This window comes from Arthrobacter sp. MDB1-55 (assembly GCF_059092925.1).
The window spans coordinates 218,454-239,570 of record NZ_JBNHID010000001.1 but is presented as its reverse complement, the minus strand read 5'-3'; the positions used below and the strand labels follow the sequence as shown (position 1 = coordinate 239,570).

The 21,117-nt window shown below is 64.4% G+C and carries 27 protein-coding genes; 9 read left to right on the top strand and 18 right to left on the bottom strand.

What is annotated here, in order from left to right; translation table 11 throughout:
- Positions 1–3 precede the first annotated feature (3 nt).
- From AC5RU3_RS01175 to AC5RU3_RS01160, 4 genes are read right to left on the bottom strand one after another with little or no spacing between them, the layout of a single operon-like run.
- Complete coding sequence (locus AC5RU3_RS01175) at positions 4–843, bottom strand: endonuclease/exonuclease/phosphatase family protein (RefSeq protein ID WP_309072781.1); 840 nt, start codon at positions 841–843, stop codon at positions 4–6.
- A 43-nt stretch (positions 844–886) separates the two neighbouring features.
- Entirely contained in the window at positions 887–1,747 is an 861-nt protein-coding gene (locus AC5RU3_RS01170) for a 3-hydroxyacyl-CoA dehydrogenase family protein (RefSeq protein ID WP_493964676.1), read from the bottom strand.
- Positions 1,744–2,496, bottom strand: a complete 753-nt coding sequence (locus AC5RU3_RS01165) for an enoyl-CoA hydratase/isomerase family protein (RefSeq protein ID WP_458115540.1) — start codon at positions 2,494–2,496, stop codon at positions 1,744–1,746. The genes AC5RU3_RS01170 and AC5RU3_RS01165 overlap by 4 nt, the downstream gene beginning before the upstream one ends.
- Entirely contained in the window at positions 2,496–3,692 is a 1,197-nt protein-coding gene (locus AC5RU3_RS01160) for a thiolase family protein (RefSeq protein ID WP_493964675.1), read from the bottom strand. Before AC5RU3_RS01160 ends, AC5RU3_RS01165 begins: the two co-directional genes overlap by 1 nt.
- Here AC5RU3_RS01160 and AC5RU3_RS01155 point away from each other — a divergent pair.
- A complete protein-coding gene (locus AC5RU3_RS01155; protein ID WP_493964674.1) occupies positions 3,691–3,858 on the top strand; it encodes a hypothetical protein in 168 nt (55 codons plus the stop codon). The two genes, AC5RU3_RS01160 and AC5RU3_RS01155, sit on opposite strands and share 2 nt — an antisense overlap.
- Positions 3,859–4,060: 202 nt before the next feature.
- Here the strand turns inward: AC5RU3_RS01155 and AC5RU3_RS01150 are convergent, their stop codons facing one another.
- Positions 4,061–4,270, bottom strand: coding sequence for a dodecin (locus AC5RU3_RS01150; RefSeq protein WP_309124782.1), 210 nt, complete (start codon positions 4,268–4,270; stop codon positions 4,061–4,063).
- A gap of 167 nt (positions 4,271–4,437) precedes the next feature.
- Here AC5RU3_RS01150 and AC5RU3_RS01145 point away from each other — a divergent pair, with 167 nt between their 5' ends.
- From AC5RU3_RS01145 to AC5RU3_RS01130, 4 genes are all read left to right on the top strand, one after another.
- Positions 4,438–4,875 (top strand): VOC family protein, encoded by a 438-nt coding sequence (locus tag AC5RU3_RS01145; RefSeq protein WP_493965138.1) that lies wholly within the window; start codon positions 4,438–4,440, stop codon positions 4,873–4,875.
- A 49-nt stretch (positions 4,876–4,924) separates the two neighbouring features.
- A complete protein-coding gene (locus tag AC5RU3_RS01140; protein WP_493964673.1) occupies positions 4,925–5,911 on the top strand; it encodes a 1,4-dihydroxy-2-naphthoyl-CoA synthase in 987 nt (328 codons plus the stop codon).
- Between the two features lie 6 nt (positions 5,912–5,917).
- Positions 5,918–7,051, top strand: coding sequence for an o-succinylbenzoate--CoA ligase (gene menE / locus AC5RU3_RS01135; protein WP_493964672.1), 1,134 nt, complete (start codon positions 5,918–5,920; stop codon positions 7,049–7,051).
- A 63-nt stretch (positions 7,052–7,114) separates the two neighbouring features.
- Positions 7,115–7,999 (top strand): 1,4-dihydroxy-2-naphthoate polyprenyltransferase, encoded by an 885-nt coding sequence (locus AC5RU3_RS01130; RefSeq protein ID WP_309071605.1) that lies wholly within the window; start codon positions 7,115–7,117, stop codon positions 7,997–7,999.
- 83 nt (positions 8,000–8,082) lie between these two features.
- Here the strand turns inward: AC5RU3_RS01130 and AC5RU3_RS01125 are convergent, their stop codons facing one another.
- A complete protein-coding gene (locus AC5RU3_RS01125; protein ID WP_309071606.1) occupies positions 8,083–8,376 on the bottom strand; it encodes a DUF4229 domain-containing protein in 294 nt (97 codons plus the stop codon).
- A gap of 30 nt (positions 8,377–8,406) precedes the next feature.
- On the opposite strand from AC5RU3_RS01125, the gene AC5RU3_RS01120 reads away from it, so the two are divergent.
- Entirely contained in the window at positions 8,407–8,796 is a 390-nt protein-coding gene (locus AC5RU3_RS01120; RefSeq protein ID WP_309071607.1) for a PLD nuclease N-terminal domain-containing protein, read from the top strand.
- Positions 8,797–8,873: 77 nt separating this feature from the next.
- On the opposite strand, the gene ccsB is transcribed toward AC5RU3_RS01120, so the two are convergent.
- The 5 genes from ccsB to AC5RU3_RS01095 all read right to left on the bottom strand — a co-directional run bounded on the left by ccsB (position 8,874) and on the right by AC5RU3_RS01095 (position 13,767).
- Positions 8,874–9,899, bottom strand: a complete 1,026-nt coding sequence (gene ccsB, locus AC5RU3_RS01115; RefSeq protein WP_309071608.1) for a c-type cytochrome biogenesis protein CcsB — start codon at positions 9,897–9,899, stop codon at positions 8,874–8,876.
- The gene (gene resB, locus AC5RU3_RS01110; RefSeq protein ID WP_493964671.1) at positions 9,899–11,587 is read right to left on the bottom strand and encodes a cytochrome c biogenesis protein ResB; all 1,689 of its coding nucleotides are present in this window, start codon (positions 11,585–11,587) and stop codon (positions 9,899–9,901) included. The genes ccsB and resB overlap by 1 nt, the downstream gene beginning before the upstream one ends.
- Positions 11,588–11,642: 55 nt before the next feature.
- Entirely contained in the window at positions 11,643–12,356 is a 714-nt protein-coding gene (locus AC5RU3_RS01105; protein ID WP_309071619.1) for a cytochrome c biogenesis CcdA family protein, read from the bottom strand.
- 89 nt (positions 12,357–12,445) lie between these two features.
- Positions 12,446–13,018 (bottom strand): TlpA family protein disulfide reductase, encoded by a 573-nt coding sequence (locus AC5RU3_RS01100; protein WP_309071620.1) that lies wholly within the window; start codon positions 13,016–13,018, stop codon positions 12,446–12,448.
- 83 nt (positions 13,019–13,101) lie between these two features.
- On the bottom strand, positions 13,102–13,767 hold the full coding sequence (locus tag AC5RU3_RS01095) for a histidine phosphatase family protein (RefSeq protein ID WP_309071610.1): 666 nt from the start codon (positions 13,765–13,767) through the stop codon (positions 13,102–13,104).
- A gap of 197 nt (positions 13,768–13,964) precedes the next feature.
- Between AC5RU3_RS01095 and AC5RU3_RS01090 the strand changes: the two genes are divergently transcribed.
- Both AC5RU3_RS01090 and AC5RU3_RS01085 read left to right on the top strand, forming a co-directional pair.
- On the top strand, positions 13,965–14,516 hold the full coding sequence (locus tag AC5RU3_RS01090; protein WP_493964670.1) for a YceI family protein: 552 nt from the start codon (positions 13,965–13,967) through the stop codon (positions 14,514–14,516).
- A gap of 105 nt (positions 14,517–14,621) precedes the next feature.
- A complete protein-coding gene (locus AC5RU3_RS01085) occupies positions 14,622–15,296 on the top strand; it encodes a hypothetical protein (RefSeq protein WP_309071612.1) in 675 nt (224 codons plus the stop codon).
- Positions 15,297–15,304: 8 nt separating this feature from the next.
- Here AC5RU3_RS01085 and AC5RU3_RS01080 read toward each other — a convergent pair whose 3' ends face one another.
- Positions 15,305–16,027 carry a redox-sensing transcriptional repressor Rex gene (locus AC5RU3_RS01080; RefSeq protein WP_493964669.1) on the bottom strand — a complete coding sequence of 241 codons (723 nt, stop codon included), beginning with the start codon at positions 16,025–16,027 and terminating at the stop codon, positions 15,305–15,307.
- A gap of 145 nt (positions 16,028–16,172) precedes the next feature.
- A complete protein-coding gene (locus AC5RU3_RS01075; protein ID WP_493964668.1) occupies positions 16,173–16,445 on the bottom strand; it encodes a glutaredoxin family protein in 273 nt (90 codons plus the stop codon).
- 132 nt (positions 16,446–16,577) lie between these two features.
- Here AC5RU3_RS01075 and AC5RU3_RS01070 point away from each other — a divergent pair, with 132 nt between their 5' ends.
- Complete coding sequence (locus AC5RU3_RS01070) at positions 16,578–17,420, top strand: HAD family hydrolase (RefSeq protein WP_309071614.1); 843 nt, start codon at positions 16,578–16,580, stop codon at positions 17,418–17,420.
- Between the two features lie 62 nt (positions 17,421–17,482).
- Here AC5RU3_RS01070 and AC5RU3_RS01065 read toward each other — a convergent pair whose 3' ends face one another.
- From AC5RU3_RS01065 to AC5RU3_RS01045, 5 genes are all read right to left on the bottom strand, one after another.
- A complete protein-coding gene (locus AC5RU3_RS01065; RefSeq protein WP_003792170.1) occupies positions 17,483–17,581 on the bottom strand; it encodes a 30S ribosomal protein bS22 in 99 nt (32 codons plus the stop codon).
- A gap of 195 nt (positions 17,582–17,776) precedes the next feature.
- Positions 17,777–17,989, bottom strand: coding sequence for a helix-turn-helix domain-containing protein (locus tag AC5RU3_RS01060; RefSeq protein ID WP_299167223.1), 213 nt, complete (start codon positions 17,987–17,989; stop codon positions 17,777–17,779).
- 159 nt (positions 17,990–18,148) lie between these two features.
- Positions 18,149–19,222 (bottom strand): 3-deoxy-7-phosphoheptulonate synthase, encoded by a 1,074-nt coding sequence (locus tag AC5RU3_RS01055; protein ID WP_493964667.1) that lies wholly within the window; start codon positions 19,220–19,222, stop codon positions 18,149–18,151.
- A 245-nt stretch (positions 19,223–19,467) separates the two neighbouring features.
- Positions 19,468–19,914: an ArsR/SmtB family transcription factor gene (locus AC5RU3_RS01050; protein WP_493964666.1), complete on the bottom strand. Its 447-nt coding sequence runs from the start codon at positions 19,912–19,914 to the stop codon at positions 19,468–19,470.
- Between the two features lie 54 nt (positions 19,915–19,968).
- Positions 19,969–21,117, bottom strand: coding sequence for an acetoin utilization protein AcuC (locus AC5RU3_RS01045; RefSeq protein WP_309071622.1), 1,149 nt, complete (start codon positions 21,115–21,117; stop codon positions 19,969–19,971).

Sequence of the window (21,117 nt, the reverse complement as noted above, 5' to 3'; positions counted from 1 at the left end):
GAACTATTTCACCGTAATGATCGCCTGCACCGGCGTGTGGTCCGAGGGCCACGCGCCGTTGTAGCGCGTGGTGTTGATGCCCATCTCGCACACGGTGACTTCCGCGTTCACCATCAGCCAGTCAATCCGCTTGCGCCCCTGCTTCGGGGCGCGGTAGTGCGGAAAAGTTCCCCACAGCTCAGTCAGCCTCTCCTGCGCTGCGTCCCAGGCATCAGCGAGCACTTCGCCGCTGGTCAACACTTCGTAGGGCTGCGACGCCGCGCCGGTATTAAAGTCACCCATGACGACGACGGCGCCCTCCGTCCGCGCTACAAGAGACCGGATTGCCTCCGCCGACCGCTGGCGGGACTTTCGTGACATGTGGTCCAGGTGGGTATTGACGGCGGTCAGTTCTTTACCCGTGGCGCGATCCCGGAAGCGACCGGTCACGACAATGCGGGGGATGAGATTTCCCCAGTCGTTGGAGCCGGGCCTGTCCGGGGTGTTAGAGAGGGCGTCCTGGTCCCAGTCAAGGAGCTCGAGGCGGTCGGCGTCGTAGACAATCGGGCATTGCTCACCGTCGCCGTCGGCGTTGCGGCCTCGGCCGATACTGCTGTAATGCTCACCGAGGCCTTCAAGGATTGCGGGCAACTGGTCAGGAAGGGCTTCCTGAACGCCAAGGATGGTGGGTTGCTCGGCCGAAAGCAGGCGGCGGACCAGTGGTTCCCGGCGTCCCCAGAAATCATGACTCCATGGGTTCACGTGAGCCACTCGGCGCCGGATGTTGTAGGTCATGATGTGCAGCTGGGGCGCCTCAACAGGTCCGATCAGTGGCTTGTCTGCTAGGGCGGTCCGCTCACTCATGAAAAAACCATAATCCTTTTGGCCCTCGCGCGGGCCGGCTATTTCAGTCGTCCCAGGTGAAGAAGCCCTGACCGGCCTTTCGTCCCAGTTCCCCGCGTTCCACTTTCTCCCGCAGGATCTGCGGCGGTTCGAACCGCTCCCCCAGCGTTGACGCAAGGTACTCGGCGATCCCGAGCCTGACGTCCAGCCCGACGATGTCGGTGGTCCTCAACGGGCCGACCGGATGTTTGTAGCCAAGCACCATCGCCGTATCGATGTCCTCGGCAGAAGCAACGCCCTCCTCGACCATGCGCATCGCTTCCAGCGCGATCGCTACGCCAAGGCGCGAGCTGGCAAAACCCGGCGCGTCCCTGACCACAACCGGCGTTTTTCCCAGCGCTTCGGTCCACCCGCGCGCCAGTTCCGCGAGTTCCGCAGAGGTTTTGGGCGCCAGCACCACCTCAATGAGCGTCGAGGCGGGCACCGGATTGAAAAAGTGCAAACCGCAGAACCGCTCCGGCCGCTGCAGGACGCCGGCCAGATCACCGACCGACAGGGACGACGTGTTCGTCGCGAGCCAGGCATTGGCGTCGAGCTGTTCCTCTACGCTGCGCAGCGCAGCGGACTTCAGCGCGAAGTCCTCCGGCACCGCTTCGATAACCAGGCCGCAGGATGCGAAGGCGGTGTAGTCGGTAGCCACCTGCAGGCGGGTGGAGAGCGCGTCAAGACTCTCCGTCGTGGTCCCCCTGGCGATGCTTCGATCGAGCGCGGCGGTGATGCGTCCATGGGCGGCTTCCGCCGCGTCGTCGTTCTGTTCAACGACGACGACGGCGGCACCCGCCACACAGAACGCATGTGCAATACCCGCACCCATGCGTCCTCCGCCGAGGACGCCGACCCTGTCCGGGATTGCCTGAGTGATCACTTGTTCTTCTTCCTGTCTGCGTCTTTCCTTGTCAGGAATGCCTGCATGCGCTCAAACTTGGCATCTGACTCAAACAGGATGCCCTGGGCAAGCTGGTCGATGACTGGATGCGCCTCCGGCGGTGCGTGGAAAACGCTCTTGGTGATGCGGGTGGCCAGCGGGTCCTGGCGGGCGATCCGGTCGGCGAGGCGATGGGCGGCCGCAAGCAGTTCCTCGGGTGAGTGGATCTCCGTGATGAGCCGGGCGGCGAGCGCCTCATCAGCACTCAGTACCCGGCCTGCCAGGAGGATTTCCTTCGCGAGCGGCTCTCCCACCAGTTCGCGGAGCCGCCAGGTGGCGCCCGCCGCGGGCAGTATCCCCAGCCCGGTCTCGGGGTTGCCGATCTTGAGTCCGGGCGTGCCGATCCGGAAGTCGGCAGCGAAGGCGAGTTCGGCGCCTCCGCCGAGTGCATAGCCGTCCAAAGCGGCGATCACCGGCATCGGAAGCCGCGCAATGCGTGAGAACAGTGTCGAATTGATTCCGGCGAGAGCGTCGTCGCGCCGTCGTTCTTTCAGCTGCGCGATGTCGGCCCCGGAGGCGAAGACGCCGCCGGACCCGGAGAGCAGAAGAATCCGCGGATTCCGCTCAAGGTCGGTGCACACCTCATGTAGCTCGTCGACCATCTGCTGGTCGATCGCGTTGCGCACCTCGGGCCGGTTGAGCTGGACACTGAGGCGGTCACCGCCGTCGTCGATTTTCAGGGTCTCCACTACACGCGCTCCAGAAGCAGCGCGGTGCCCTGACCGACCCCGACGCACATGGTGGCAAGGCCCAAACTTCCACCTTCCCGCTCCATGCGCCCCATCAGAGTGATGGCGATGCGGGATCCTGAGGATCCGAGCGGGTGACCCAACGCGATTGCCCCGCCGTCGCGGTTGACGATCTCCTCCTCCAGACCGAGCCTGCGGATGCACGCCAGGGATTGGGTGGCGAAGGCTTCGTTGAGTTCGACGGCGTCGAGGTCGCCGACGGAGCGGCCCGCCAGTTCCAGCACCTTCTGCGTTGCCGGGACGGGGCCGACCCCCATGATCTCCGGCGGCACCCCGGCGGAAGCGCCCGTGATGATGCGGGCGCGCGGCGTCAGACCAAGCCGGCTGAGGGCTGCCTCCGAGGCGACGATCACCGCGGACGCACCGTCGTTGAGCGAGCTGGAGTTGCCGGCAGTGACAACGCCGTCCTTGGCGACCACCGGCTTCAGCCCTCCAAGTACCTCAAGGGTGGTGTCCGGACGCGGGCCCTCATCGGCGTCCACCGTGACGTTCTTCTTGCGGTGCGTGGTGTTGACCGGGACGATCTCGTCCGCGAACCGTCCCGCCTCGGTCGCGGCGACAGCCCGTTGGTGCGAGCGGAGCGCGAAGGCGTCGGCGTCGTCACGGGTGATGCCGTCCACGCGGGCCACTTCTTCGGCTGTTTCCGGCATCGAGAACGTCGTTTTCTCCTGCGCGGCGAAGGTGGGGTTCGTGAAGCGCCAACCGATCGAGGTATCGAAGGCAGCGCCCGGCTTGGCGAATGCCGTCGTCGGCTTTTCCATCACCCAGGGCGCGCGGCTCATGGACTCGACACCACCGGCGATCACGACGTCGGCGGCCCCCGCCTTGATCATGTGCGAGGCCATGATAATCGCCGAGAGTCCCGAGGCGCAGAGCCGGTTCACTGTGATTCCCGGGATGGTGTTGGGAAGGCCGGCGAGCAGGGTGGCCATGCGCGCGACGTTGCGGTTTTCCTCACCCGCTCCGTTGGCGTTACCCAGGATGACTTCGTCGACGGTCTCGGGATCAAGGCCGGTGCGGTGGACCAGTTCGCGGAGCGTGAGGGCTGCCAGATCGTCCGGCCGCACGGACGAAAGGGCTCCGCCGTACCGTCCCACCGGGGTGCGAACCCCGCCCACCAGAAAAGCCTCGGCCATGCCAGCCTCCGTCATCATCGTCGTCGTAGTCAGCGAGTTGCTCGAGGGCGGCTTATTTACCGACCGTTCGTTCTATAAAGAATCGCACGGGGCGCGGAGACGGTCAACCGGCGTGTCGACCACGGTCCGTTCCCTGCAGGTTCGAGGAGCCCGCCTCGAGGCGTAGCTCTGAACCGCCGAGTTCCGAGAACCAGCGGCGCAGCACCCTGTCATGATTGGCGAGCACCGTGGGACTTGCCGGAGCCGTTCTCTCCGGCGAGCGCCGCACGTTCACCCACTGAAAGGGTGAGGTTCACGTGCATCGGGGCTAGGCTCAACGCCGGCGAGAAGACTGATGCGGGTTAGGACCACGTGGGGAACAGCCGGGCTTACTCCTCCAGCCGGAATCCGAGCTTGACGGTCACCTGCCAGTCCGCGACGGCGCCATCCACCAGGTGCCCGCGGATCTCCTTGACCTCGAACCAGTCAAGGTTGCGGAGGGTCTTGGCGGCTTGCGTCACCGCATTGGTCACCGCAGCGTCCACGCCTTCCGGTGATGTTCCGACAACCTCAGAGATGCTGTACGTGTGGTTCGCCATGCTTCCTCCTTCGATGGACGCCGGCGTCTCCGGCGGGTGGGTGTCACGCTAGTCCTCCCCGCAGTTCCGGTCCAGACCCCTCGGGCACGGCTGCGTCCGGCAATAGCGGACCCGGGATGTCCGGAATGGTCTGGCAGGCTGACGGACGCGTGCTTACGCTCGAAGCCATGACCTACAACATTCAGGTAGTAGTGGACAGCTCTGATCCCCATACACAGGCCGACTGGTGGGCTGAAACCCTGGGATGGGTGGTTGAACCGACGGACCAGGCATTCATCGACAAGATGCTTGCCGAAGGCTACGCGACCGAGGGCGATGTCATCGAGCACAACGGCATCCGGGTCTGGAAAACCGGTGAGGCGGTGTGCCGCCCGGAAGAGCAGGGCCAAAAGAACCGCCAGCGGATTCTCTTCATGAAAGTGCCGGAACCGAAGACAGTAAAGGACCGTATTCACCTCGACATTCACCTGGATGGCGATGACAGGGACGCAGTCCGCGCGGCACTCGAGAACCGTGGCGCGCGCTTCCTCCACCAGGGCAACGAGGGGCCGCATGTCTGGTACACCATGGCCGACCCTGAGGGCAACGAGTTCTGCATCAGCTAGGCCAGAGCCGCTTTGATGTCCCCCCGGTCTCCGAAGCTAGACTCGATTGGTGACCACAGACCTTCCAGCCCAGGTATCTGACATCTTCGACCCTGCCCGGTGGCGGCTCGTGGAGGGGTTTGAGGACTTTCAGGACATCACGTACCACCGCCAGGTAGAACGCAGCCAGGTAGAACGCAGCCAGGACGACGGCGGCGACACCACGCGCGACCTTCCCACCGTGCGTATCGCTTTCAACCGGCCTGAGGTACGCAACGCCTTCCGGCCCGGCACGGTGGACGAGTTGTATCGGGCGATGGACCACGCCCGGATGACTCCGGACGTCGCGACCGTCCTCCTGACAGGTAACGGCCCCTCCCCCAAGGACGGAGGTCACTCGTTCTGTTCCGGCGGGGACCAGCGGATCCGCGGCAGGGACGGCTACCGGTACGTAGTACAAAACACAGAGGGCGAGACCAAGGAGACCATCGATCCGGCGCGCGCCGGGCGACTCCATATCCTCGAAGTCCAACGATTGATGCGCACCATGCCGAAGGTAGTCATCGCCGTCGTGAATGGGTGGGCAGCAGGAGGCGGCCACAGCCTGCATGTCGTCGCGGACCTGACCATCGCCTCGCGGGAGCACGGCAGGTTCAAGCAGACCGACGCGACCGTGGGCAGCTTCGACGCCGGATACGGGTCGGCCCTCCTCGCCCGCCAAATCGGCCAGAAGCGGGCACGGGAAATCTTCTTCCTCGCCCGGGAATACTCGGCCGAAGACATGGTAGCCATGGGGGCTGTGAATGAAGCCGTCGACCACGCGCGACTGGAGGACGTTGCCCTCGAGTACGCCGCAGATATCGCGAAGCAAAGCCCGCAGGCCATCCGTATGCTCAAGTTCGCCTTCAATCTCGCTGACGACGGCCTGGCCGGCCAGCAGGTCTTCGCCGGGGAGGCAACCCGGATGGCGTACATGACCGACGAAGCAGTGGAGGGCAAGGAAGCGTTCCTCGAGAAGCGCAGCCCTGACTGGTCCAACTTCCCCTACTACTTCTAGGCGCCCATGGAACTCTTTCCCGTTCACACTCCCCAGGGCTTCGATCCGCACACCCTGTTGGCCCCACTCGCTGCCGCCCTGGCAGGCGAGGGTCCCGCTGTGGCGCCGCACGCCGAAGAACACCAGAGCTTCAACGGCGAACTCCCGAACGACGAGATCGCCGCCGTACTCAGCACATCGGGCTCAACCGGTGCACCCAAGCAGACCATGCTCAGCGTCGACGCACTCGCCGCGTCCGCCATGGGCACCGCCTTCGCGCTGAACGCAGAGGGGCAGTGGCTGCTGACCCTGCCCGTGCACTACGTTGCAGGATTTCAGGTCCTGGTGCGTTCGCTGTACGCCGGGACAAGGCCGTGGGCGATGGATCTCACGGGGAGCTTCAGCCCCCAGCGCTTCACGGAGGCGGCAGGTGAACTGACCGACAAGGTCCGCTTCACCTCCCTGGTTCCTACCCAATTACACCGACTGCTCGAGGACCCGGCGCCGGAAACCATCAAGGTGCTGCAGCGGTTCAACGCGATCCTGCTCGGCGGAGCCGCTGTGACTGAAGGCCTGCGGAACCGGGCCCGGGCGCACGGACTGAAAATAGTGCGCACCTACGGCATGAGCGAAACCTGCGGCGGCTGCGTCTACGACGGCGTCCCTCTCGACGGAGTGGAGGTCACCAACGACGACGGACGGCTCTGGATCGGCGGGCCGGTCCTCGCCGACGGTTACCTCGGCCAGCCCGAACTGACGCGGGAGAAGTTCCCCTTCAACTCCGGCCGCCGCTGGTTTCGCACCGACGACGACGGCACCATTGACGACGGCGTCGTCACCGTCCACGGGCGGGTGGACGACGTCATCATCACCGGCGGGCTTAAAGTCTCTGCTGTCGCAGTGTCCAGCGTCATCGAGGGAATGGCAGGGGTCAGCGAAGCGCTGGTGCTCGGGATTCCGCACCAGGAGTGGGGAGCTCAGGTGGCGGCCGCCGTCGTCGGCTCCGTCAATCCGGAGGCGGTACGGCGGCATGCCCAGGAGCATCTGGGCTCGCATGCTGCGCCGAAGATCGTGCTGACGCTCGACAAGCTGCCCATGCTGCCGAACGGCAAACCGGACCGGCTGGCCGTGCGTGCCCTCTTCGAGCAGTCAGCGTTGTAACGCGCTCCGGCGCTGCGAGCCTTCAGACAAGCAACAACAACCGTAGACAACCGGAGGAACACCTTGGCAACAGCTGCGCAATGGGTGGAGGGAGCGCGTCCGCGCACCCTCCCGATGGCGGTGGCGCCCGTGATCATCGGGTGCGCTGCAGCCTTCGACCTCGGGGCGTTCAAACCGGTGAACGCACTTTTGGCCGCGATCGTAGCGGTTCTGCTGCAGGTTGGGGTCAACTACGCGAACGACTACTCCGACGGCATCCGCGGCACGGATGCTGAGCGCGTCGGACCGCTGCGGCTTACGGGCTCAGGGGCAGCCAAACCGCAGCAGGTCAAATGGGCAGCGTTCGGATGCTTCGCGCTGGCCATGGTTGCCGGCGTCGCACTGATTGTGCTTTCCCAGGCCTGGTTCCTGCTGCTCGTGGGGCTGGGCTGTGTCGCCGCCGCCTGGGGTTACACGGGCGGCCGTAACCCCTACGGGTACATGGGCCTCGGCGACCTGTTCGTCTTCGTCTTCTTCGGCCTGGTGGCAACCTTGGGCACCACGTATACGCAGGCGGGACAGCTCAGTGCCGCTGCCTGGGTGGGCGCCGTCAGCACCGGAATCATCGCCATGGCCCTGTTGATGGCCAACAATGTGCGGGATATTCCGACCGACAGGGAAGCCGGCAAGCTTACTCTCGCGGTCCGTCTGGGCGACTCAGCCGCCCGGGTCAGCTACGTGATGATGCTCGCCGTGGCGCTGCTGCTGCCGCTGCTGCTCGTGTATGACTACCCCTGGGTGCTGCTCGTCCTGCTGCTGATCCCGCTGTGCCTGATGCCGAGCTGGCTGATGCTCAAGGGCAAGAAACGCCGGAGCCTCATCCCGGTGCTGAAGCAGACGAGCATCATCAACCTTGGCTTCAGCGTGCTCTTCGGCGCCGGCGTAGTGATCTCCAGCGTACTGTCGTAGCCTCCGGCTGGTCGGTTGCTGCTGAACGGCCCTTCACGGCTTGCGTGTCAGCCGCCCGGGCTGGCGTGTCAGGCGCCCGGGCTTTAGGGCCGGCGGCGGTCCGAGTTGACCGGAGTATTCGGGTCGAGGCTGTCCTCGGCGTCCGCGTCGCGCAGCTCGCTGGCCGTGCGTACCGGCGGAGCACCGTCACGGAACCTGCGCTGCAGGGTCGAGGCTGCCTCGTTCCGCAGCGAGCGGAAGAACAGGTAGGTGACGCACCACGCCATGATGGCCGCGGCGATCACGGAGAAGATCGCGCCCAGCCCGAGGGAATAGCAGATCACAAAGAACACCGCGACGAAGCCGAGGCGTAGAGCGGTGAATTTGAGGAAAGGCACGTCCTAAGTTTACTCGCCTACAATTGATGCATGCCGCGCCTGTTGCTGTTCCTCGTGATCCTGGGGATCGCCGTCATTATTTATGCGCTGTTCGACTGCATCATGAGCCGGGCGGAATCAGTGCGCAGCATCTCGAAACCTGCGTGGTTCTTCACGATCCTCCTTGTTCCCCTGCTGGGTGCCGGACTATGGTTTCTGTTCGGGCGCCCCCGCGGGGAGGAACGCCCCAGCCAGCGCCAGACCCGGCGCCCCACCGCACCCGACGATGATCCCCAGTTCCTGCGGAACCTTGAGGTCCGTCGGCGCCAGCAGGCCCGTGAAGCCGAGCAGCGCAAACGCGAGGCGGAGCGTCGCGCGCGGGAAGCGGACAAGAAGAAGAAGAATGACGAGGGCACAGCCAGCGACGGCAAAACAGCCTAGTCCACCCCACATACACCAAGGACCCCCGTACTGCTTGCGCGGTACGGGGGTCCTTTGTGTTTCAGGGAGGCGGAGTATCAGACTCCGGCGTAGCTGTGCAGGCCGGAGAAGTAGATGTTCACGATCGTGAAGTTGAAGACGATGCACAGGTAGCCGACGATCGAGAGCCAGGCGGCACGCGTGCCCGTCCAGCCGCGGGTGGCACGGGCGTGCAGGTAACCCGCGTAGACCACCCAGATCACGAACGTCCAGACTTCCTTGGTGTCCCAGCCCCAGTAGCGGCCCCAGGCCTTCTCCGCCCAGATGGCTCCGGCCATGAGGGTGAACGTCCACAGCACAAAGGCGATCGCGTTGATGCGGTAGGAGAGATTCTCAAGGCTGAGCGCCGAGGGGACGAGGCGCATGAACGGCATCCGGTCCCCGCCGCCGGCGGCGAGGCGTGCCACGCGGCTGGCCTGCAGGAGTTGCAGTACCGACATCGCGAAGGTGAGGGTGAATAGTGCTGATGCCGCAACGGCCACGGACACGTGGATGATGAGCCAGTAACTCTGCAGTGCGGGCACCAGGTTGGCCACCGGCGTCGGGAAGCCGATGGTGGCTGCGCAGAGCATGACCACCACCAGGCCGATCACAAAAGTGCCGAGGAACCGGAGGTCCTTGCGGGTGAGGACCAGCAGGAAGACGACCGCGACCACCAGCCCGCCGGTGGTGCAGAACTCGTACATGTTGCCCCAGGGCACGCGGCCGGCGGCTACGCCCCGGCTGACCACGGCAACAGCATGGACAGCAGCAGCAAGAACGGTGAGTGCGACGGCGATGCGCGCGGCCGAGCGCTTTTCGCCCTGGTAGTCCATGGCATCATCTGCCGTGGACCCCTGCAGCGCGCCCGCTGACTTGCCGCGCTTACCACCGGCAACCGCGCCGGCGAGCACGAGCTGACGCTCCTCGGCGGTCTCTGCCAGCCCGGCTTCCATCTCGCGGATACGCCGGCTGCTCTTGACGAGGTCCCAGGTGAAGGCCAGGAACGCCGCCGTGTAGGCAAGGGCTGCGAGCAGCATGAACAGCTCGCTGTACTGCCCCAGAGTCTGGTTTATGTTCTGCATCAGTTGTCCTTACCGCTTCCGGGCGCCGACGCCCCCACGTGCGCTGTCTCATTCTCGTCGTGTTCGATGGTGTCCGCCAGCCAGCGTTCCCGCAGCAGCTTCTCGATCGCTGCCCCTTCTCCGGCGAGCCTGTGGTCCTCCCCGCGGGCCAGCAGCCCGTACTCGACCGTGACGCGGCCGTCCGGACCACTGGCCGCCCTTATCCACACGCGCCGGCGGCCGATGAACAGCGACGCGCTGAGCCCCGCCAACGCCAGCGATGAGAACACCAGGGCGCCGAGCTCTGCGGGGTCATGGGTGATGTCCAGAGCGGCGTATCGGCGTAGCCCGTCGAAGGTGATCGAGCCTTTGCCTTCGGGGAGTTCGAAGGTTTCCCCGGCGTCGAGGACAATGCCGCCTGCTTCGCTGTTCCGGCTGTTCAGCTCGGTCAGTGTGTCGGTGTCCAGGACGTACACGTTCTGGGGCTCGCCGTCGTCCAGGCCGAGATCGCCGTAGTAGGAATTCAGGTTCAGCTGCGGCAGGAACGGATCAGGGTCACGCGAGAAGGAAACTCCGTTCTCATCGATGGCCGCTGTGGGCAGGAAGAAGCCGACAAACCCGAGCTGCTCCGGACGAGCGTCCGGTACCTTCAGCACCATCAAGGAGGTGAACAGTCCGTCCTGCGGAATGGACACCACCGGCCCCTGATGGGCGATGTTTCCGTCGCCGTCCCGCACGGTGACCACGGGTGCATAACCATTCCCGACGAGGTAGACGCTGGTGCCTCCGATTGTCAGCGGCTCGTTGACCTTGAGGATCCGTTGTTCCGGCTCGGCGCCGGGAGCAGTTTTTGTGCTCATGGTTGCCGTGAAGTCGATGGGCTGCCCGTAGTGGGTCAGCTGCCGGTCAAACGTCACGTCGAACTTCTCGAGCGTGATCGAGTAGGGGTCGAGGTTGTCCTCGGAGAAGTTGGTGCCCGGGGTGAATGAGTCATAACCCACAAGCGTATTCACGAAGGTCTCGCCTTCAACCACGATCTTCTGACCGCGGTAGCCGAACAGTCCCCCGACCGCCACGGAAACCAGCACGCCGATCAGCGACAGGTGGAAGACAAGGTTTCCCAGTTCCTTCAGGAAGCCGCGCTCGGCACCGACGGAGGGCTGCGAGCCCTGCTCACCGCGCACGTCGACACGGTAGCCACGCTTCTTCAGCAGGGCAGCGGCGTCGACGACGGCGGCATGCGGCGACGTCGGCCGCCCGCCTGCCTGTCCGCCGGACTGGAGATCCGACCCGGACGGCAGGGCGAACGATCCGTGCACCGGCATCCGCGACAGCCTGCTGGGTGTCCGGGGCGGCTTGGACCGCCAGGCACGGCCATGGGCGATGGCCCGCGGGATGACGCAGCCAATCAGGGAGATGAACAGCAACAGGTAGATCGCGGAAAACCAGACGGATGAGTACACGTCGAACAGCTGGAACCAGTCCAGGATGGGTCCGGTCTCCGGATTGTCCCGGATGTACTGGGTGACAACGGCCGGGTTCGCGGGCCGCTGCGGAAAGAGCGATCCGGGTACGGCAGCCACGGCGAGCAGCAGGAGCAGGAAGAGGGCGGTGCGCATGCTGGTCAGCTGCGTCCACATCCAGCGCAGGGTGCCAAGGAACCCAAGAGCGGGGAGCGCGACGTTGTCTCCGCGGTCTTTCGCTGCCATTGAACTGTCCTTAGCTTCTGTCTTCAATTCGGGCTTGGGTTCAGCCATTTTTTACTCAGATCGGTAGCGTGACGCTGCCCAGCCACTGCTGGAGCTCGTTGATCCACAGGTTCCAGACGCCGGACGCCATCAGCACACCAACCAGGATCAGCATGCCGCCGCCCGAGCGCTGCAGGAGCAACCGGTGGCGCCGGAAGAACGCCATGGCGCCCATTCCCCGACGTAGTCCCAGAGCGATCAGCACGAACGGCAGCCCGAGACCCAGGCAGTACACAAAGGTGAGCAGAGCTCCCTTGGCGGCACTGGCGCCGTCGTTCGAGAAAGCGAGCAGCTGTACCGCCGAAAGCGTCGGCCCGATGCACGGCGCCCAGCCGAGTCCGAAGGTGAGGCCGAGAAGCGGCGCTCCCCAGAGCCCGCTCGGGACGCGTGCGTGAAGCTTCTTGTCCTGCTGGAACCATGAGAGTCCGCCCATGAAGACGATACCCAGCAGGATGACGACGACACCGAAAACCCGGATGAGCCACTCCTGGGAGCCTGCCATCCATGCTCCGAGCTGTCCGAACAGCGCGCCGTACGCCATGAACACCAGCGAAAAGCCGACGACGAACAGACCGATACCCGCCACCATCCGCCCGCGCTTCTGATCCTGGAGATCAACGCCCGTGAGTCCGCTGACGTAGCCGAGGTACCCGGGAACCAACGGCAATACGCACGGCGAGACGAAGGAGACCAGGCCGGCCAGCAGCGCTACGGGCAAGGCGAGGAGCATTGAGCCGTTCAGCACCGTGTCGGCGAATGCGTTCCCTGCGGGAGCGAGCGCCAGGAAGCCGCCGGATGAAAGGGCCGAGGTCACAGCCACTACTCGGCCAGCGCGGAATCGATGAGCGCGCTGAGGGTTCCCTTGTCGGCCAGGCCCAGGATGCGCGCGGAAACGCGTCCTTCCTTGTCGAGCACAATCGTTGTCGGCACTGCCTGCGGCGGAACGTAGCTGGTCATGGAGAGCAGGACGCCGCCGTCGGAGTCGTTGAAGCTTGGGTACGGAATGCCGAAATTGCGCTCGAACGCTTCGGCGTTCTTTTGGCCGTCCCGGATGTTCACGCCGTAAAACTGCACGCCCTGGGCCTCATGCTCCTCGTGGAGGGCCACGAGATCAGGAGCCTCCTCACGGCAGGGGGCACAGGCGGCATACCAGAAGTTCAGGACGGTCACAGTGCCGGGCCACTCGGACGACGAGACGGCATCCCCGTTGTACAAGGCACCCTCGATCTGGACTGGCTCGCCCCGGTCAGCCGCTGCGTACTCAGTGACTGAGCCGTCACCGGCGATGTAGTTCTTGTTACTGCCTTCCGCCGCCTGCTGGGCCAGCGGGTCCTGAGCGGCACAGCCGGAGAGGACAACGACGGCAGCAAGCACCGACGCGGCAAGGCGCATCAGCTTGCCGCTCGGCGGGCGGGGGGCAGCTTCAGTTCGAGTCACAACATCTTCCACGAGTTCTACAACGTGTAGTAATTGTATTACGCTCCCGGGATGTTCTTCGCGCGGGGAAGCAGGTCCGCGCATGGTTCCGCGTACCTCACGCCGGTGAGGTGGTCGCCGTCGAAATAAAGGGAGGTCACGGAGCTCAGCGTGCACTTCCGCTGGCGCGGATCGTGCCACAGGCGCCGGTTCTCCGCAGCAAGGCGGGCAACCCAAATGGGCAGCTGGTGACTGACCATGATGGCCTCAGCGTGCTTGCCGTCCGTCGCCTCAAGCGCGGCACGACGTGCGTCATGGACTGCCGACATAACGCGCTCAACCTGAGCACTGTACGGCTCACCCCACGACGGCGTGAAGGGGTTCCGCAAGGACTTCCAGTGACGCGGGTGCCTGATCTGATGCGCAACCTGCGCCATACCCTCGAACCTGTTTTCCGCCTCGATGATGCGTTCGTCAGTCACGATAGTGAGGCCGAGCTCCCTGGCTGTGGGCTCTGCTGTTTCCTGCGCGCGCGTGAGGGGTGAGGCCACGAGATGCACGATGTCGGCGCCGTCGTTCCTGCGCTCTGCGAAGAACCCGGCCACCCGCTCCGCCATCTCGCGGCCGAGCTCAGACAGGTGGAACTCGGGCAGGCGACCGTAGAGGATCCCGTCCGGGTTGTGGACTTCGCCGTGGCGCACGAGGTGGACGATGGCTGTGGGCATGATCTAAGTTTCTCATCCCCTGCCGCAGAGGGCTAAATCGCCCGACGTTGCCCGGCATGACGCGACGGAGGAAAAATATTTGAACATTGAAGCAATCTCTGGAATAAAAGATGCAAATGCATGTTTATTAGAGGTACAGCCCGTACGGCCGACCCGGTCGCACACCATCGAATGCATCACAGATCAGGAGAATCATCATGGCTATCCCCACCGGACTCACCCAGGGCACCTGGAACTTCGACGGCGCGCACAGCGAGGTCGGCTTCACCGTCCGCCACGAAGGCATCAGCAAGGTGCGCGGAAACTTCGACGACGTCGACGCCAGCCTGCAGGTCGGATCCTCGCTCGAGGATTCAAAGATCACTGCGACCATCAAGACCGAGTCCTTCAACTCGAACGACGAGAACCGCGACGCCCACGTGCGCGGCGGTGACTTCTTCGATGTCGAGCAGTTCCCCGAGATGACCTTCGAGTCCAAGCGCGTGGAAGGTGCAGGCGAGACCTACAAGCTCATCGGAGACCTCACCATCCGCGGCATCACCAAGGAGGTTGTCATCGACACCGAGTTCAACGGCGTTGCTGTTGACCCCTTCGGTGCCACCCGCGCCGGGTTCTCCGGCCAGACCGTGATCTCCCGCAAAGAGTTCGGCCTGACCTGGAACGCAGCCCTCGAAGCCGGCGGCGTCCTGGTGGGCGACAAGGTGACCATCAACCTCGATGCCGCCTTCGTAGCGCCTTCAGCCAACTAGACATCTGAGACGTTTCTGGGGCGTGCCGGACCATCCGGTACGCCCCAGCGGTGTTTCTGCCCGAAAACACCTGCCACCGGTGCTTACCGGCGGTACGCTGGGCGCATGAGTACGCCAACAAACGATCCGGACCCTTCAGAACGCGATCCCCGCCGACTTTCGGGCACCGAACCACTGAACCCCGCACAGCCGGGGCCCACCCAAAACTCGGCAGCAGGGCTCTCTCCCGAGCCGCAGAAGCCGTCATCTCCGTACTCCTACCAGGCAGCCCAGCCGGCAGGGTACGCCTATCCCGGCGCGGCCCGTATGCCGGAGGCCGTGCGGCCACCGCTGCCGAAGGAAGTCAACCTCGCTTTCTGGCTGATCATCGCCGCCGGTGTACTGAACTTCGTCAGCACGCTCGTCGGCTCTGGAACCACCGGCGGACCCGCCGCAGCGGCATCCATCGGCATTGGTATTGCGGTGGCGGTGGGCGTGGTGACCACAGGCATTTATGTCCTCCTCGCCATCTTCATCCGTAAGGGTCAGAACTGGGCGCGGATCACCGCGACAGTCCTTGCCGCCATCTCGCTGCTGCTGCTCGTGATGAGCTCGCTGACGCTTGCCGCTCTCCAGGGCAATGCGGAGGTACAGGCGCAACTCGGCGGACAGGACCTGCAGCCGAGCGGATTCGCAATCACGCTGAATATCCTGGTGGTCCTCTTGGGAGTAGCGGGCGTCGTCCTGTGCTGGCTCAAGCCCTCGAACCGCTACTTCAAGCCGCAGCAGATCACGTACTAGAACGCCGGCTACTGCGCGGCGCGGGCGCTGGGTCCCGTCTCGATATCCGGCTCCTGCGCCCGCTGGGCGTGATAGGCGAGGATCTGAAGTTCCGTGGCCATGTCGACCTTCCGCAGCTGCACGTGATCGGGTACCTGCAGCACAACCGGCGCAAAACTCAGGATGCTGGTGATGCCGGCTTTGACCAGCTCGTCACACAGCTTCTGGGCAACACCGGCCGGCACAGCCAGCACAGCCATATTGGCCCGGGTCCGGTGCAGCACCGTAGCAAGTTCCTGGACCGGGCTCACCCGCAGCCACCCGACTTCGGTGCCCACGATCATCTGGTCAGCGTCAATCAGGGCAACAACCTCGAAACCCCGTGACTGGAACCCCGAGTAGCCGGCCAGAGCCCGGCCAAGGTTACCGGCACCGATGATTGCCACCCTCCAGTCCTGGGTGAGACCCAGCGCAGTAGAGATCTGGCTGTTGAGGTACTGCACGTCATACCCCACGCCGCGGGTGCCGTAGGAGCCGAGGTAGGAGAGGTCCTTGCGAAGCATCGGAGAATTCACGCCCGCAGCGTCAGCAAGCTCTTCCGAGGACACACGCTCGATACCCTCGGCAAGCAAGGAATTGAGAGCGCGCAGATAAATCGTGAGCCGGGCCAGCGATGCAGGAGGTATGTGCCTGCCCTGCTGGTCGCCCGCCTGGCCACTCGTCGCCCCCCGGAGCCCGGGGATCTCCGACATGGTCACTGGTTCATCGCTCCATCACTGTTCGCCGGTGGTTCCGCGGTCCGCCTGCCCGCCGGAGGATGACGGCGGGATACTTCAACTTTAGGTCCCGCTTCGGCCCACTCAAAGTTCCGGCGGCTGTGCCCTGCAACGCCCGGCACTAGGCGAGCAACTTTCGCAGGCGAGCCTCGTCTATAGTCCAGAAGTCACGCTGAACGCCGTCGAGCAGAAGGACCGGCACTTCTTCGGAGAACCGCTCCAGCAACTCCGCATGGTCAGCAATCGATTCTTCCCGCCAGCCCACGCCGAAGTCAGCGGCGACGCGCGCCACTGTGTTCCGGGCCTCCTCGCACAGATGGCACTCAGGCCTAGTCACCAGCACAAGGCCGGAGGTCCAGGCCTCATCCGACGGCTGGCTCTGCTCGTTCAGCATCCCCTAAGCGTACTGGCCCCGGGCAAGGCATCCGTTGGAGCGAGGATCAGGTCTTCGTTCCGGAGGTCACAGGTGCAGCACGGTGGGCGTGCGCAGACGCAACCAGCGTCCAGCAGTGATTAGACTCGTGCTATGTCCGCTGCCAGCCTCCGACCCGCCGTAGAGCCGGGGTCATCCTCGGAGGCCGTGCCCGCAGAAGCGGCACCGCTGGGCGGACCGGCTGGAGAAGCAGCCTTCTTCGACGTCGACAACACCATGATGCGTGGGGCAAGCCTCTTTCATGTGGCCCGCAAGATGTACCAGCGGAAGGCTTTCACTCTCCGTTTCGCCGCCGGTCTGGCATGGAAGCAGCTGCGTTTCGTCATGCGGGGCGAAAACATGACTGACATCCACGCAGTGCGGGACGCGGCTCTGGCCTTCGCCATCGGCATCGCCCATGAGGACATCCTGGCCCTCGGCGAAGAGGTCTATGACGAGATGATCGCCTCGAAGATCTGGCCGGGCGCCCGCGCTCTCGCCGAGCAGCACCTCCGGAACGGGCGCCGCGTCTGGCTGGTCAGCGGCACGCCGGTCGAAGTGGCGAGCGTCATCGCGAACCGCCTGGGGCTGACGGGAGCACTCGGCACCGTCGGTGAAGTGTCGGAGGGCCTGTACACGGGCAAACTGGTGGGCGAGTTCCTTCACGGCCCCGCGAAAGCCATAGCCGTCCGTGAGCTTGCCGGTAATGAGGGACTGGACCTCGCGCGCTGCTGGGCGTACAGCGATTCCTATAACGACATCCCGCTACTCAGCATGGTGGGCCATCCGGTTGCCATCAATCCGGATCGCCGGCTCCGTAAACATGCCCGGGACTCGAATTGGCCCATCTACGACTTCAGGAGCGGGCGCCGGGCAGCCACGCTTGGACTCAAAGCAGCAACAGGAGCGGGCGCCGTCTATGGCCTCTGGCGCGGCTTCACCCGGATGAGGGGCTAGCCCTTAAGCGCAAAACCGGCCCGCCTGGAGAGGCGGACCGGCTGCGATGCTGCTTCTTGCTGCTACTTCTTGTTGCGGCGCTGGTGGCGGGTCTTGCGAAGCAGTTTGCGGTGCTTCTTCTTCGCCATCCGCTTGCGGCGCTTCTTGATTACTGAACCCATAGAGTCCTCACAAACTATTCATTCCGGTTCCGGACAACCTCTACCGCATCAACTGCGGCAGGGACGCTCGAATCTGACAAAACGCACATCACGACGACGTACGTCGAGCGGCCGAACAAACGGCCGCCTACGCAAAACGCTTCTTAACAGAGTACCCGCTTCAACCGGCCTTCCTGACCGGCCGGTACCGATGGCCTAGCCAGTACCCGACTCCCCCTCTACCGAAGCGGAACGCAGGTACTGCTGCACGGCCGATTCCGGCACCCGGTATGAGCGCCCGAACTGAACCGCCGGCATCTCACCCGAGTGCACCAGCCGATATACGGTCATTTTCGACACCCGCATCAGCGCGGCGACCTCCGCAACGGTCAGGAAGCGCACGTCGGAGAAGTTGCTTCCGCTCGTCATCTCACCACTGTCCTTTTCTCTGGAGCCAACCCTGAGATTGGCGCCCCCGCATTGGGAGTATCGCCGGACGGCGTGTCGCCTTGAGACCTGAGGATTATCCGTCTAGGGAGATACTCTAGTGGTTCATGTGACCAAAGTGAAAGCGCGTGACGGTCACGATCAGCTCTCTGCGCGACGGCGGCGAACGCCCCGAGCGAGATCCCCCAGGACGGATGCGGTGGTGCCCCATCCCATGCACGCGTCCGTGACGCTTTGGCCGTACACAAGGTCGCCTCTATTCGTCACGTCCAGCTTCTGCGCTCCCTCAACGAGGAAACTTTCGAGCATCACTCCGGCAATCCGGTCCGATACCGCTACCGCATCCGCCAGTTCGCGCGCCACCTCCGCCTGCCGTCGGTGATCCTTTCCACTGTTGGCGTGGCTGGCATCGACGATCAGCCGTTCGTTCAACCCGGCAGCCGCCAATCGGCTCGAGGCGCTTGCCACGCTGTCGGAACCGTAATTGGGGCCATCCGATCCCCCGCGCAGAATCAGGTGGGTGTCAGGATTTCCGGTGGTGGAGACAAGGGCGGCCCGCCCGTCGTCGTCCACGCCCAGGAAGGCCTGCGGTACGCCGGCTGCGGCGCAGGCATCGAGGGCGACGCTGATGCCGCCGTCAGTCCCGTTCTTGAATCCCACAGGCATGGACAACCCTGAAGAGAGCTGGCGGTGAATCTGACTCTCCGTGGTGCGTGCCCCGATCGCTCCCCAGCTGACCAGGTCCGCAATGTACTGCGGGCTGATCGGCTCAAGGAACTCCGTGCCGACCGGGAGCCCTAGTTGGGCGACGTCGCCCAGGAACTGTCGCGCGGTGCGCAGACCGGCCGCGATGTCGTGACTGCCGTCCAGATGCGGATCATTGATGAGCCCCTTCCAGCCCACTGTGGTGCGCGGCTTCTCGAAGTAGGCCCTCATGACGACCAGCAGGTTCTGCCGGTGCAGCTGCGCGGCGTCAGCAAGCAGTCGCGCGTACTCAAGGCCGGCGGCGGGGTCGTGGATGGAGCACGGGCCAACGATGACGAGGAGGCGGTCATCTACTCCGTTGAGGACGGCCCTGATTTCTTCCCGGGACCGGCGCACATTTTCGATGACTGCATCAGTGCCCGGCAGGTCCGCGATCAGCGAAGCGGGCGTGGGCAGCGCTTCAATCCCGCGGACGTTCAGGTTGGAGGATGGTGTGGCGAGGGTTTTCATGGGTCCCGGCTTTCGAAGATGGTCTTCGGCGGGACTGTCCTGCAGAACCCGCCGTAGAAACGACGAAGGGCAGGAACGGATCCTGCCCTGTTGGCTCTGAAGGTGTTGGTCAGCGTATTAGGCCGCGGGCTCCTCCAGAGCCAACGCAAAATACGCATACCAACGGGTTGTCATGGGAATGAGACTAGCGGTCTGCGCACGAATTGCAAACACGGGGCAGAATTGTGACCGTGCGCGACTACTGACTACTCCTTGCGGCGCCGGAGTTTCGGGAACTGGGAGAGCAGATCGGCTGCGCGTTCGGCCGCCCTACCCACTGTTCGCCCGAACGGCTGCGCCCCGTCGGAGGCGAGCCCGGACGCCACGGGAAGGAGTTCCCCGATGTCGGGCTCCACGACGGCTGGAGCAAGCGCGGGGCTTACCTGGGGCGCCTGCAACTGAAACTCGGAGAGCCAGGAGACGACAGCCTGGAGCGGTTCCGGGTCAAGCGAGTAGAAGCGCTTTTGCCCCTGGGCCCGCATGGTTACAAGGCCCGCTTCCCGCAGAACTTTAAGGTGTTTCGAAACAGTGGGCTGGCTGACCTCGAGCTCCAGCACCAACTCGCCCACCGCTTTGTCCCCATTCCGCAGCGATGTAAGAATCTGGCGGCGGGTGGCTTCGGCGATGACGGCGAACACATCATCCATGACCATCCCATTACCATAACCGCATATATCGGTTGGGGCATCACTTGCACAAGCGCGCACTCAGTCGAACCAGGGATCCAGCCCGTGAAGAGGGAAGACAGCCTTGCGGGTGGCCATGATTGAACGGTCCAGGCTCTCGTTGGGGTCGAATCCGGCTTCCCACGACTGCCACCAGGTGTCGGATCCATCGCCCATCACTTCCGGCGTGCTTCGACCGAACCGTTCGGCGACGTAGGAGCGCCACGGTACGGGGACCGGCGTCGTCAGGCTTATGTCAGCGCCCGCGGCTATGGCTGTGAGAAGAGTCCACGATCGAGGCACCACAGACGTGATGTTGTAGCCGCCGCCGCCGGTGGCAATCCAGCGTCCACCGCAGTGCTCGGAAGCAAGATCACGAACCGCGAGTGCAGCAGCATGCTGGGCGTCCACGGAAAGGCGCAGGTTCGTGAGCGGATCTTCCACGTGACTGTCACAACCGTGCTGGCTGACGATGACGTCCGGCTTGAAAGCGGCGGTCAGCTGCGGCACCACCGCATGGAAGGCACGCAGGAATCCGGAATCCCCCGTGGTGGTGGGCAGCGCGACATTCACGGCGAATCCGGCGGCGGCCGGACCACCGATCTCATTGGAGAAACCAGTGCCTGGGAACAGGCTCATTCCCGTTTCATGAAGGGAGATGGTCATGACGCGATTGTCGTCCCAGAAGATCTGCTCCGTGCCGTCTCCGTGGTGGGCGTCGACATCGAGGTATAGGACGCGCTCGACGCCGCGGTCCAGCAACCGCTGAACGGCGGCTGCAGCGTCGTTATAGATGCAGAATCCGCTGGCGCGTGCTCTTCCCGCGTGGTGCATACCGCCGCCGAAGTTCACAGCGTGCTGGGCTGTCCCGGTGAGCAGCGCTTCCGCGGCGGCGAGAGAGCCCCCGACCAGGCGGGCGCTTGCGTCATGCATGCCTACGAAGGCCGGTGTGTCCTCGGACCCGAATCCTGCCGATTCATCGGCGTCTTCCGGATTCTCACCGGCCTCCTTGACCGCCCGGACGTAGGCGGCGTCGTGCACCGTCAACAGGCTGGCGTCGTCCGCTACCTCCGGAATCTCAACCGTGACCTGCGGAAGATCGAACAGTCCCAGGGCACTGACAAGGCGTGCAGTCAGGTCGAGCCGCTGCGGATTCATTGGGTGATGGGCGCCGAAGTTGTACGCAAGCAT